Below are 13,428 nucleotides of genomic sequence, written 5' to 3'. Positions count from 1 at the left end.
TAAATTTATTTTTTGGCGAAAAATATTTTTATTGTTTTGTTTCAGTTTTTAAGTTTCTCTTACTTGCCTCGGGTTGCTTTCCGTTTCAACTCGTTTCTTTTGCCTGCTTTTCCTTTCTTTTTGTTTCAGGCGCACTGTTATTTCGTTGAAAGAAGCTGCTTTCAAGTATTTTTAAAGCAGTTGAAGTTATAATATAACGAATATTTAGTGTTTGCAAACTTATAATATAGTGGTAGTATATTTCAAACAATTCACACAACAGGGCAAGATATGTGGAGATGGCCATCTCCACGCAAACTTATTCGCACAAAATGTGCTCAACGTTAATCTTGCTCTACGAGGTAAGCATAGAAAACAGTTGCAGAACGCCATAAAGAATGGTGACAAAGGAAAAATCGTGAGAAGAAATCGTGGAATTGGATGTGAAAAAAGAGACAAGAAACTCAGGGTCCCTGTGCTGCCGGTAGAAGAGATGGCCATAAAAAGTAAAGCACAGGAATCCGGATTAACGGTTGCCGAATATCTGCGCAACCTGGGTTTAGGCTATCACGTTCCCAGTGTGATCGATAACCGGCATGTGGATGCCTTGCTTAAAATCAATGCTGACCTGGGGCGACTGGGTGGATTGATCAAGCTGTGGCTGACTAACGACAAGCGCACCAGACTCATTGGCAAATCACAGCTGCATATGACGCTCGACAGTATCCGTGAAACACAAAATGTAATGCTGAATGAAATCATGAAACTCAAAAAATAGCCTTCGGAATAACCATTTTGACTTAAGCCGCTTAAAACCCATGATCGCTAAAATCATCCCCATCAAATCACTCCGCAAGAGCAGTTTCACAACACTTGTGAAGTATCTGACCGATCCCCAGGGCAAGCGCGAGCGCATCGGTCAGGTGACGGTTACAAACTGCTATACGGATGAACTGACCGCTGCACTGCTTGAGATCCAGAACACGCAGGACATGAACAAACGCGCCCGATCCGATAAAACCTGTCACCTGGTACTGAGTTTCCCTGAAGGTGAGCGGTTATCCAATGCCGATCTGGCTGCGATTGAGGAACGATTCTGTGAGACATTGGGCTTCTGCGGCCACCAACGCATCAGTGTGGTGCATGACGACACCAACAATCTGCACGTCCACATTGCCATCAACAAGATTCATCCCGCAAAACTCACTATTCATAATCCTTACTACGACTACAAAAAGGTTGCGACACTTTGCGAGCAGATCGAGCAGGAATATGGTCTGACCAAAGTCAATCACGAAACCAGAATTGATCAGACCGACCGGGTCATACAGGACATCGAGAACAAGGCCGGTACTGAGAGCCTGCTTGGCTGGATCAGGCGCGAGTGCCTTGCTGAAATCAAAAGCGCTGACAGCTGGCAGGATTTGCATGCAGTTCTTCAAAGCCATGGTCTTGAAATCAGGGAACGCGGCAACGGCCTAGTGTTTGTGTCGAAAAGTGGAGTCGCGGTTAAAGCCAGTTCGGTTGACCGGTCGCTGTCCAAAAACAGTCTTGTGAAACGGCTGGGTACATTTGAACAGGCTGCGCATACTCAAGAAACCGCAAAAACATCCCTATCAAAACGCAAACACTACCAGCCCAGACCGCTGCAAAGTCGCATGGACACGTCAAAGCTTTATACACGATACCAGCAGGCACAAAGCCAGGCAGCCGGTGTACGACAAACTGCGTGGGTGATGCTGCGCAATCAACGTGACCGGCTGATTGACCGCGCCAAACAAAAAGCCCGGCTTAAGCGCAGCATCATCAGAAACCTTGCTGCCGGCAAACTGGGTAAGAAAGCACTGTATGCAACGGTCAGCCTGCAATTCAAAACAGCGCTGACGATCATCAAGAGCGACTACCGCCGCGATTATGCCAGCTCCAAAGCCCGTTATCCCAAAATGGCCTGGCTTGACTGGCTGGCTATTGAAGCGAGCAACGGCCATGATGAAGCGCTTGCGGTGCTGCGCGCCAGAAAAGCCGACAGTGAAGTGACCGGCAATTCTGTTTGCGGCAAACGAACACGAGGCAATCGGTCCGGCATGGGCCGTATCGAATCGATCACCAGAAGCGGTACCGTGATTTACCGAATGGGTAGTACAACGATACGCGATGACGGCAGGCGACTGCATATTCCATCCAATGCTGCAGACGCATCCTTTGCCGGCATTCTGCAGGTAGCCGTCAAACGATACGGCAACCGGCTGGCAATCAACGGTGACGATGATTTTAAAAAAGCGATTGCGCAGGCTGCCGTGCAGCACGGCATTCGCGTTACCTTCGAAGACAAGACACTTGAACAGTACCGCCGACAGTGCATGCAACAGCAGCGCTTCACTAAAACCCGTACTTCCAGAGGAATATCGCTATGAGTCCAGACAACAGGCATAACAGGCCTTTCGATCAAAACCAGGATACGTCAAGCAATAGCTGGATGATTCGCCTGCTCGCCGCTGTCTTTCTGATTGGCGGGTTTCAGCTTGCCACCCAGTATTTTGCACACCAGTTTCATTATCAGGCGCAACTGGGTGCACAGTTCAATCAACTCTATGCACCCTGGTCGATTCTGGTGTGGCGCAATCAATGGTATGACAGGCATTCAGACATCTTTGATCTGGCGGCCGGTTACGGGGTGTTGTTTTCCAGTGTCGGGTTGATACTGGTGCTGGTCATCAAGATGGTGATGGCCAATTCTTCGAGAACCAATCAAAAACTGTATGGTTCAGCCCGATGGGCAATCAAAGACGATATTGAGGCGGCAGGATTATTACCCACCCGGCAGAATGCGCGTCATGATGCTGTCTATGTCGGCGCCTGGCGCGATAAATCCGGTAAAACGCATTATCTCAAACACAGCGGGCCGGAACATGTATTGTGTTTTGCCCCGACCCGTTCGGGCAAAGGTGTTAGCCTGGTAATCCCTACTTTGTTATCCTGGACCCAAAGCGCGGTTATTACCGACCTTAAAGGCGAGCTGTGGGCACTGACTGCCGGATGGCGCAAACAGCATGCTCACAACAAGGTACTGCGCTTTGATCCGGCATCCACAATAAGCTGTCACTGGAACCCGCTTGATGAAATCATCATCGGCAGCGGCACTGAGGTGGCCGATGTGCAGAATCTGACCAATCTGATTGTTGACCCGGACGGCAAGGGACTGGAGACACACTGGCAAAAGACCGCGCAGGCGCTGCTGGTCGGCCTGATCCTGCATGTACTGTACAAATCGCAGCGTGAAGGCATACCGGCGACATTGCCTGCTGTCGATGCGTTATTGTCCGATCCTGACCGCGACATTCAGGAACTGTGGATGGAAATGGTGACGCAGGATTATCTGGATGGCCAGACACATCCGGTAATCGCGGCCGCTGCCCGCGATATGCTTGACCGCCCCGAAGAAGAAGCCGGTTCGGTATTATCCACCGCCAAGTCCTATCTGTCCTTGTACCGCGATCCGATCGTGGCAAACAATATCGGCGATTCGGATTTCTGTATTCGCGATCTCATGCACCATGACAGCCCTGTCAGTCTGTACATTGTGTCACACCCGAATGACAAATCACGGCTGCGCCCGTTAATCCGCATCCTGCTCAATATGATCGTGCGTAAACTCGCAGATCAGATGTCGTTCAGGAATGGTGAGTCGATCGCACACTACAGACACCGGTTGCTGCTGATGCTCGATGAATTTCCAGGCCTTGGCAAACTGGAGATCTTTCAGGAATCTCTGGCATTTATCGCCGGTTACGGTATCAAAGCGTATCTGATCTGCCAGGACATCAACCAGCTTAAAAGCCGCGAGTCCGGTTACGGACATGATGAGGCGATTACGTCGAACTGTCATATTCAGTCAGCGTTTGCCCCGAACCGTATTGAAACGGCAGAACACTTATCAAAGCTGACGGGACAGACCACGGTGATCAGGGAGCAGATTACCACCAGCGGCAAACGCGCATCCATGATGCATGGTCATGTCACCCGCACGCTGCAGGAGACGCAGCGCGCGTTATTGACGCCCGATGAATGCATGCGCCTGCCCGGCGCCGCCAAGGATGCCAGCGGCAGAATTACAAAGCCTGGCGACATGATTATTTATGCCGCAGGCTATCCGGCAATCTACGGCGTGCAGCCATTGTATTTCCAGGATGAAACCTTTGCGGCACGTGCAAAGGTAAATCCGCCGGGTTTTAGCGACCGCCTGACAGCCGCTGATACGACAGGATTGCTGTCATGACAAAACCACTTAAGATACTGGCTGTTTCTGTACTCACCATCAGCGCGGGTTTGTTTGTACTGAGTATTGTGCTGCGTGTTTCCGGTATTTATCTCAACACCACGGCAAGTCTGCCGGTGGGGTTTTACAAGATTGTGGATGCACCCATTGCAAAAGGTGCTTATGTTGCATTCTGTCCGCCACAGATGGACGGTTTTAGCAAGGCAGTGAAAAGCGGCGTGCTGTTCTCAGGCAATTGTCCGGGTGGTTACGGCCAACTGCTCAAACAGGTTTATGCGGTTGAAAACGATCATGTTCGCATCGATCGCAAAGGTATAAGTATCAATGGCGAACTGCTGCCCAACACTGCGCAGGTAACAACCAATCCGGCAGTCATCCAGTTACCGCAATACACGCTGGATACGGTACTCAATGAATTCGAATACCTGCTGTTAGCAGACCTGCATCCCCATTCACTCGATGCACGCTATTTCGGCCCATCGCATCAGTCACAGATTCTGCATGTCGTGCGTGCGCAATTCATCTGGAATTCCCACAACAAGGAGTCATCACCATGAAAAAACCCGTCAATGATGAAACACATCCTGATCATTTGAATGACCCGGCTACTCAGGACCCGGTTGTCCTTGAAAAGTTAGTTGATGCGCAAACACCGGGATTCCAGGCTGAATTTGATCCCGATGAAGCGCAACTGCTTGGAGCGTTCTTTGAAGATGCGTTGAGCGAGACCGATGCACTGGAGAGCTGCATTGATCAACCGCAATTTACGGCTGGGGGGCACTGACATGGACAAATCCAGAAAACCCTATCATCAAACCGTCGCCGAAAACCTGATTGCACAGTTAAAGCAAGGCACAGCACCGTGGCAAAAGCCGTGGCAGCCCGGCGATCCATTGTTGTCGTTTCCGAACAATCCGACCACGCAAAAACGCTACAAAGGGATTAATGCCTTGTATCTGATGAGTCAGGGATATCAGGACCCGCGCTGGCTGACCTATAAACAGGCATCCAATATGGGTGCACAGGTACGTAAAGGTGAAAAAAGCACCCTGATCCAGTACTGGAAATTCACCGATGAGCGTATCAAAAAGGATGAACACGGCAAGCCCGTTTTGAACAATGACGGCAAACCGGTCAAGGAGCAGTTTAAGCTGGAGCGTCCCAGAGTATTTTATGCCACTGTTTTTAATGCCGCCCAGATCGATAACCTGCCGGACCTGATTATCGATCCGCCGCAGTGGCATCCAATCGAGCGTGCTGAAGCAATCCTGCAGGCATCCGGTGCTGTGATTCAACATGGTCAACATGACCGTGCATTTTACCGGGTCAAAACAGACAGCATTCACCTGCCACACCAGCACCAGTTTGAAACGCCGGATCGCTATTATGCCACCGCCTTGCATGAACTGGGTCACTGGACGGGCTATGAATCGCGCTTAAACCGCGATCTGGTGCACCCCTTTGGCAGTGAAGGTTATGCCAGGGAAGAGTTACGTGCGGAGATTGCCAGCATGCTGCTTGGGACCGAACTTGGCATTGGTCATGATCCCGGCCAGCATGTGGCGTATGTTGGCGCATGGATCAAGGCACTGGAGGAAGATCCTTTAGAAATATTCCGTGCAGCAGCCGATGCGGAAAAGATTCAGGAATATGTACTAGGGTTTGTACAACAGCAGGACATCGTAGAACAGGAGGCCGTCAGAATGGATGAAATCAAACAGAACATCGCACGCTATACAGTAAACCTGGCGCCTGATCTGGCGACGGTGGCACAGCACAATATCCAGCAGTTACAAAAACTGACCGAAAACATGTCACCCAAAGACCGGGACGCCATCTACCTGGTCGCCGACGCACTCAAATTCTATAGAAACGCCAGTATCGATAATCTGGCATTTGAGGAAATCGCAGAAGATAAGCTCAGGCTTAAATTGCCGGCCGACTGGAACGGCCGTGTCGAGATACAAGGCAGTGTGGTTGAAATGAATGATAAGGGTTCCGGTCATGTGGTTTCGGCAGAAAAACTGGGGGTTGAACCTGAATTCTGGAATATCAGTGTCCAGCTTCTAGATCGCACCTGGGCCTGGGTGGCGGATTTTGAAGTGGCACTGCATGCGCAGGATGCTGCAGAAAAGCTGACCTTGATTGATGCCGTGGCAGAACGCAATGAGCATGAAAAGGCGGCCAAACTTGCACGCATGGTTGCACTTAAAAACGGCCACAATCCGGACGCTGAAAACAAGCAACCGCAAAACATACAAGCCGACATCCGCACACCTAAAGCACAGGCGTCACTGACCGGCAATACCCGTCAATATCTGGCTGTCCCCTACGCTGAGAAAGACCAGGCCAAGGCAGCCGGTGCACGCTGGGATAAAGTAGCCAAAGCATGGTACGTAGGCAAGAACGCAGATATCCGTGCATTACAGCGCTGGTTTCCTGAGAATATTACCCTACAACAGCAACCCGCCCTATCGCCGCAAGTGGAGTTTGCCGAACTGCTGCGCGCCAACGCCTGTGTTATTGACGGTAATCATCCGCTGATGGATGGTCACAAGCACCGCATCAAGGTGGCCGGCGACAAGGCCGGTCAAAAGTCTGGTTTTTATGTCGCGCACATGGACAACCACCCTGCCGGCTATTTTATTAATAACCGTACAAAATCCGAGATACGCTGGAAGGCGAAGGGATATGCCCTGACCGACGCACAAAAGGCCGCGTTTGCTGCGCAGGTTGCGATCAAACAACAGGAACGGCAAGCGGCGCTTCATGCGCAGCAGACCAAAGTGGCAGATGCCATTGAGGAACTGCTCACCATCGCGCCACAGGCTGACGCTGATCATCCTTATCTGCAGGACAAAGGGGCAAGACCGGGTGGTTTGAAGGTCGTGCCTGACAGTGTGGCGGAAGATTCAATGATTAAAATCTGCCGCGACCGGCAGGCGGTCAAAACGGTACGTGAGCAGCACCCCGACAACCTGGTATTTGTCGTCGGTGATCTGTTGTTGCCGATTTATGATGTGGATGGCAATATTCGCAGTGTACAAACCATACAACCGAGCGGTACCAAGTTGTATGCGGCAAACAGTCAGAAGGAAGGTCACTTTTATGTGGTCGATAGCAATAATCAAGGCCTGGCTGCACTGGATGGAACAAAAGCCATTGTGATCGCTGAAGGCTATGCGACTGCAGATACGGTATCAAGCGCCTTAAATTGCCCGGTGGTGGCGGCATTTGATTCGGGTAATCTTGTGCCTGTTGCAAAGCTTTTACATGCGCGCTATCCGGACAAGGTGATCGTGATTGCCGGTGATGACGATCAACATCTGGAATCGATCAATGAAATCAATGCCGGCAAGGACAAAGCGATTGAAGCGGCCGGACTGGTGCATGGTGTTGTGGTGTTTCCGGTGTTTGCACCCGGTGAACAGGTAGCACAGAAATTGAGCGACTTTAACGATCTGGCCAGTAAAAGCACATTGGGAATCGATGCGGTCAAGCGCCAGGTTGGATCGGTCGTTGACAAAGCTCTCGTTCAGGCCAAAGTTGAAAAGCTGCAGACCCGTGCGGATAGTCAGCAGCCAGGTTTGGCGGGTAGACAACAACAACGGGCTGTGGTCAGATGATCAGTTATTGATAATAGCGTATACTATAAGGTACATTATTATTCATTATGAATCTTTAGTTATACACTATGACGGTTAAATCATTTCGCGTCGAACGTATTCTCAAAAAACTCGGCAGTGATATTCGTGACGCCCGAAAGCGGCGCGGTATCACTGCGCAGTTAATGGCTGAACGCATGGGTGTGACACGGGTTACTGTGGCCAATATAGAACGGGGCGAACCCAGTACCGGAATGGGTAATTACGCCATGGCACTGCATATTCTCGGCAAAGCCGATGAACTTGAAATGATCATGGATCGCACCCATGACGTACTGGGTCTGGATCTGATGGATGAAAAACTGCCCAAACGGGTCAGAGTGCCCAAATGAGCGATGCGCATTTGCTGGTTTCAACAGACTGGCAAGGGCCGTTACACCGTATCGGCCGCCTTGAGATTCATCAAAGCCGTGGCCGGGAGAACTACCGTTTTATCTACGAACAGAGCTGGATCAGGCATCCCGGTCGTTTTGCCATTGATCCGGAACTACCCCTGATGGCGGATGTGCCGTTTATGAATAGCCGCTTGTGGGGCGCTTTTGAAGATATTTCACCGGACCGATGGGGCAGGCTGGTACAGACACGCGCAACCGGGCATTATTTGAGCGATAGCGATTATATGCTGGGGGTGAGTGACTTGATGCGCATGGGCGCATTGCGCTTAAGCCATGACAGTACCCCTGACAAATACGAAGCAGCACATACCCGTATTCCAAAATTGATCCATGTCCGTAAACTGGAAACCGCAATACAGCACCTTGAGCGCGGCCAGGAAACCGACGCCGATCTGGCCGTACTTGCACAGCCGGGTTCTTCACTCGGTGGTGCGCGGCCAAAAGCTGCCATTGAAGATGCCGGCGAACTCTGGATCGCCAAATTTGCATCACAAAACGATACTGAACGTGTCGGCTTATGGGAGGCGGTCATGCTTGATCTGGCACAGCAGGCCGGGATTGATGTGGCCACATTCAGCACTTTAAGCGCCGGTTACGATCAACCGGTTTTACTGGTTAAGCGCTTTGACCGCAACCAGTCTGAACGCATTCCCTATATGTCAGCCATGACAATGCTCGGACGCACCGAAGATAGCAAAGCAGGCGCGAGCTATCTTGAAGTTGCCGATGCCATTAGCCGCGAATCGGTGCAACCGGAACAGGACCGCCTTGAATTATGGCGGCGCATGGTATTTAACGCCATGGCCGGCAATATTGATGATCACCTGCGCAATCACGGATTTTTGCGCACGGTACAGGGATGGCAACTGGCGCCGGCTTTTGATTTAAACCCGACGCCACAGCCTTTTACCCAACGAACCCATCAACTGGCGTTTGATCATCGATCCAAACCGTCGCTGGATACCTGTCTGCAACTGGCTGAGTACTTTTGTAGCAGGAAACCGGTGATTGATCTGACTTTAAAACGAATCGGAGAAAGTCTGAGTAACTGGCAATCGACCGCCAAACGTCATCAACTGCGCAGCGATGAAATCAAGCGCATGGCTGCATCGTTTGAACATGAAGACAGTCAGCGACTGGTTGCCATGGCCAAACAGAAGCGTGCGCACACGCGCAGTCAATAGCGGATAGTGGGTTATGTGCGGCGGCATTGAATACCAGGGCCAGAAAATTTACTTCCCGAATCCACAGGCACGGTTGCCGGTGCGTAACCGCCGCGGCGATGTGACCTGGGTGACCTGGGGCAACCGCAGGCAGGAGGCAAACAGCAATTTCCCGAATGGCGGCTGGGCGCGGCTAAATTCCATCTATGCCGGCAAATGGAAGCCGTGGCATCCAAGACCGGTACTGATTGTCGCCGACCAGTTCATGGAAAAGGACCAGGACGAGCAATCGCACTGGATACCGCTGGATCAGAGGATGGTGATTCAGGGATTACTGGCTGAGCGAAAAAAAGAACAGCGGGTTTATGTGGTCACCATCGATACACCACCTGAATATGCCTGGATACATGACCGCTGGCCAAGACTGCTGCGATTAAAGCAATAAAATGCTCAAGAAACATTTTTGACTGCCGATGCATTAATTATAGATACCAGTCTATGAAAATAAATTAGCAGTCCCTAGCTGTAACACCTAGCAGTACTCCTCCAGGGTTGATACTCCTTTTGCCCTTTCAGACCCTGGGGGATTTCATCTGTCAATCAAGCCGCACTATTGCTTGTCTTTGCCGATTTTAGCGATCACAACCAGATCTGCCTGTAGTTTGCTGTAATCATCCCGCAACTGTTGCAATGCGCTGTCACGATCCGCCAGGCGTGTTTCCAGTGCTGTTTTATGCGTGTTCAGCTGGGTAATCTCGCTTGTCGCTATGGCCAGGCGCTTTTCTGCCAGGGCCAGCGATTGCCGGTTTTTATCCAGCTGTTCTTCAAGACTGGCAATAGCGTCCATGTATTCTGACAATTCCGATCTGGATTGCTCCAGTGCCTCCTGCGCTTCGGTGCGCACAGATTCAATTCTCTCGTGGGCCAGACTGGCTGCGGCCTCCCAGACCACGGCAGTAGCCTGATACATAGCATTGGCAATAGATTGCGGCATATCAATGGCCGGTGCAGCTTTTTTTTGCTGTTCCGTGCGCCAGGCCTTGACCATTGTACCGACAGTCGAAAAAGAGCCGCCTGTGATCGCAATGACGGCGTTCACAGTGGCATTCTTGCCCGCTTGCTGCAATTCTTCGCAGGCTGCGTCAACCGCCTGTTGGGTGACCTTGGGCTTACGTTCCATGGGGTTCAGATGTGTGTGTTGAAAAAAGGGGGGTCAGGCGGCGTTCTCGACTTCAACCGGCGCTATTTCCTGATAGCCTCTGCGTAGCCGTCTGGCGGTTATCCGTTGGTATGCTTTCAGTGCTTCATGCCAGTCATTACAGGGCTCATGTTTATGGCCGCCCCGGTTATTGTGCAATCCATACCAGCAGCGCACCACAGACAAATCACCAAACAGGTCGCGCGCGATCAGCAGGGTATAGCCGCGTGCATTTGTTTTGAAGTCGGTTCTGAGGAGTATGTTCATGGTAAATGTGCAATATTAGAAAATAAATATCAGTTGTTGCAGTTAAATAATATTACTAACTATTAATAGTATAACTACTACTATTATACTATATAACACCGCAATGGATATTGAAAAAATACGTGCACACGAACAGCCTGATGCCTTGTCCACAATATCTGTGGATAAGACTGTGTGCAACAGACTTAAGTGAATCAGGCGAAATGGGTTCAGGTGCTTGATTGAAATAGAGGCAGAAAATTATCTGCTACAATTCCTGTAAGTAACGGTTGTCCGTCAATCTAATGTAGAAAGATTTAATTATGTTGAGTTGGTTGAGAGCTATGAGCAAATCTAAAATGAAAACACTGGCAGGCGTGATATTCGCCGCCCTGAGTGGGTTGAGTGTGTGGTCTATTAATACTGGAAACATCATTACTCAAGACATCAGTGGTGGCAATACAGTTAACCAACAGGGTGAAAACAACACTTACAATGATAATAGAACCTTCGGCATTACCCAAGAAAAATACGAACAAGGACTTAAAGAACGCGAAGCAGAAGTCCGTACAGATCTAGAAAGAATCTTAGCTTCTAAACAACAGCTACTTGATACTGAACGACAGTTATCTGAATCTAAACAACAGTTACTTGAGAGAGAGCTCGGGGTCATTGAGCAACGGTTACAGGACACGCAAGCGAGTTATGAAGCGCATATTGCCGATCTAAAAGAACGCATTGCGCAATTGGAACAACTGCGCGGTGAATTTCCGGATAGATTAATAGATCAGGCGATTGAAGCCTTACAGCAGGGTGAAACCGATACAGCGGATCGTCTGTTCAAGCAAATCGAAGATGAAGGGGAAGGTAATATCAAGCGAGTTGCCGAAGCAGCCTTTCAGCGTGGCAAGATTGCACAAGACGCTATTCGATATACAGACGCACTTGAGCATTATGAGAAAGCCGTCCGGTTGCAGAAGAACAATGCGCTGTATTTAAATGAAGCGGGTATATTACATCATACGCTCTCCAATCACAGGAAGGCCATTGAGTATTTAGAGCTCGCGCTGGCAAGCGATCTCAACACCTATGGTGATGAAAATCATCCTCAAGTTGCACTATACCGAAACAACCTGGGCGAGGCGTGGCGTCAATTGGGTGAATATCATAAGGCCATTGAATATTATGAGCAGGCGCTGGCAAGCGACCTCAAAACCTATGGCGAGAATCATCCTCAAGTTGCACTATACCGAAACAACCTGGGCTCGGCGTGGGATTCATTAGGCGAACACCACAAGGCCATTGAATATTATGAGCAGGCGCTGGCAAGCCTCGTCAACACCTATGGCGAGAATCACCCCAGTGTCGCGACAACCCGAAACAACCTGGGCTGGGCGTGGCGTCAATTAGGTGAATATCACAAGGCCATTGAATATTATGAGCAGGCGCTGGCAAGCGACCTCAAAACCTATGGCGAGAATCATCCCAGTGTTGCCAGAGACCGAAGCAACCTGGGCGAGGCATGGCATCAATTGGGTGAATACCACAAGGCCATTGAATATTATGAACAGGCGCTGGCAAGCGACCTCAATACCTATGGCGAGAATCATCCTCAAGTTGCACTATACCGAAACAACCTGGGCCTGGCGTGGGATTCATTAGGCGAATACCACAAGGCCATCGACTATTATGAACAGGCGCTGGCAAGCGACCTCAAAACCTATGGCGAGAATCATCCCAGTGTTGCCAGAGACCGAAACAACCTGGGCGAGGCGTGGCGTCAATTGGGTGAATACCACAAGGCCATTGAATATTATGAGCAGGCGCTGGCAAGCTTCGTCAACACCTATGGCGAGAATCATCCCCATGTCGCAACAACCCGAAACAACCTGGGCCTGGCGTGGGATTCATTAGGCGAACACCACAAGGCCATTAAATATTATGAACAGGCGCTGGCAAGCCTCGTCAACACCTATGGCGAGAAGCATCCCAGTGTCGCGACAACCCGAAACAACCTGGGCATGGCGTGGCATTCATTAGGCGAATACCACAAGGCCATTGAATATTTTGAGCAGGCACTGGCAAGCGGCCTCAAGACCTATGGTGAAAATCATCCCCATATCGCAACAACCCGAAACAACCTGGGCCTGGCGTGGGATTCATTAGGCGAATACCACAAGGCCATTGAATATTTTGAGCAGGCACTGGCAAGCGACCTCAAGACCTATGGTGAAAATCATCCCCATATCGCAACAACCCGAAACAACCTGGGCCTGGCGTGGGATTCATTAGGCAAACACCACAAGGCCATTAAATATTTTAAACAGGCGCTGGCAAGCCTCGTCAACACCTATGGCGAGAAGCATCCCAGTGTCGCGACAACCCGAAACAACCTGGGCGGGGCGTGGGACTCATTAGGCGAACACCACAAGGCCATTGAATATTATGAACAGGCGCTGGCAAGCGGCCTCAAGACCTATGGTGATGAAAATCATCCTCAAGTTGC

Annotated in this window: 12 protein-coding genes; 10 read left to right on the top strand and 2 right to left on the bottom strand. The window is 50.4% G+C overall.

Annotation, left to right across the window (positions count from 1 at the left end):
- Nucleotides 1-229: 229 nt before the first annotated feature.
- The 9 genes from C8R11_RS16615 (at nt 230) to C8R11_RS16010 (ending at nt 9,923) form a co-directional block, all read left to right on the top strand.
- Nucleotides 230-757: a plasmid mobilization protein gene (locus C8R11_RS16615; protein WP_244907527.1), complete on the top strand. Its 528-nt coding sequence runs from the start codon at nt 230-232 to the stop codon at nt 755-757.
- 40 nt (nt 758-797) lie between these two features.
- Nucleotides 798-2,393: a TraI/MobA(P) family conjugative relaxase gene (gene traI / locus C8R11_RS03180; protein ID WP_107794454.1), complete on the top strand. Its 1,596-nt coding sequence runs from the start codon at nt 798-800 to the stop codon at nt 2,391-2,393.
- Nucleotides 2,390-4,255 (top strand): type IV secretory system conjugative DNA transfer family protein, encoded by a 1,866-nt coding sequence (locus tag C8R11_RS03175; protein WP_107794453.1) that lies wholly within the window; start codon nt 2,390-2,392, stop codon nt 4,253-4,255. Before traI ends, C8R11_RS03175 begins: the two co-directional genes overlap by 4 nt.
- Nucleotides 4,252-4,812 (top strand): conjugative transfer signal peptidase TraF, encoded by a 561-nt coding sequence (gene traF / locus C8R11_RS03170; protein ID WP_107794452.1) that lies wholly within the window; start codon nt 4,252-4,254, stop codon nt 4,810-4,812. The genes C8R11_RS03175 and traF overlap by 4 nt, the downstream gene beginning before the upstream one ends.
- On the top strand, nt 4,809-5,039 hold the full coding sequence (locus tag C8R11_RS17105) for a conjugal transfer protein TraD (protein ID WP_107794451.1): 231 nt from the start codon (nt 4,809-4,811) through the stop codon (nt 5,037-5,039). The genes traF and C8R11_RS17105 overlap by 4 nt, the downstream gene beginning before the upstream one ends.
- On the top strand, nt 5,005-7,881 hold the full coding sequence (locus tag C8R11_RS03160) for a zincin-like metallopeptidase domain-containing protein (protein WP_244907526.1): 2,877 nt from the start codon (nt 5,005-5,007) through the stop codon (nt 7,879-7,881). Before C8R11_RS17105 ends, C8R11_RS03160 begins: the two co-directional genes overlap by 35 nt.
- Nucleotides 7,882-7,949: 68 nt before the next feature.
- The gene (locus C8R11_RS03155; RefSeq protein ID WP_107794449.1) at nt 7,950-8,252 is read left to right on the top strand and encodes a helix-turn-helix transcriptional regulator; all 303 of its coding nucleotides are present in this window, start codon (nt 7,950-7,952) and stop codon (nt 8,250-8,252) included.
- Complete coding sequence (locus tag C8R11_RS03150) at nt 8,249-9,499, top strand: type II toxin-antitoxin system HipA family toxin (protein WP_107794448.1); 1,251 nt, start codon at nt 8,249-8,251, stop codon at nt 9,497-9,499. Before C8R11_RS03155 ends, C8R11_RS03150 begins: the two co-directional genes overlap by 4 nt.
- A 13-nt stretch (nt 9,500-9,512) precedes the next feature.
- Nucleotides 9,513-9,923: a hypothetical protein gene (locus C8R11_RS16010; RefSeq protein WP_181258144.1), complete on the top strand. Its 411-nt coding sequence runs from the start codon at nt 9,513-9,515 to the stop codon at nt 9,921-9,923.
- Nucleotides 9,924-10,088: 165 nt separating this feature from the next.
- Here C8R11_RS16010 and C8R11_RS03140 read toward each other — a convergent pair whose 3' ends face one another.
- Both C8R11_RS03140 and C8R11_RS03135 read right to left on the bottom strand, forming a co-directional pair.
- Nucleotides 10,089-10,658 carry a DNA-binding protein gene (locus tag C8R11_RS03140; RefSeq protein WP_107794447.1) on the bottom strand — a complete coding sequence of 190 codons (570 nt, stop codon included), beginning with the start codon at nt 10,656-10,658 and terminating at the stop codon, nt 10,089-10,091.
- A gap of 33 nt (nt 10,659-10,691) precedes the next feature.
- Complete coding sequence (locus C8R11_RS03135; protein WP_107794446.1) at nt 10,692-10,943, bottom strand: WGR domain-containing protein; 252 nt, start codon at nt 10,941-10,943, stop codon at nt 10,692-10,694.
- A gap of 323 nt (nt 10,944-11,266) precedes the next feature.
- Between C8R11_RS03135 and C8R11_RS03130 the strand changes: the two genes are divergently transcribed.
- Nucleotides 11,267-13,428: tetratricopeptide repeat protein (locus C8R11_RS03130; protein WP_181258143.1), on the top strand; the 2,162-nt coding region annotated here is incomplete at its 3' end.

Origin of the sequence: Nitrosomonas aestuarii (assembly GCF_003046585.1) — a bacterium.
GTDB lineage: Bacteria > Pseudomonadota > Gammaproteobacteria > Burkholderiales > Nitrosomonadaceae > Nitrosomonas > Nitrosomonas aestuarii.
Note: the sequence above shows the minus strand (reverse complement) of the source record. Positions and strands in the feature narration are given on the sequence as shown.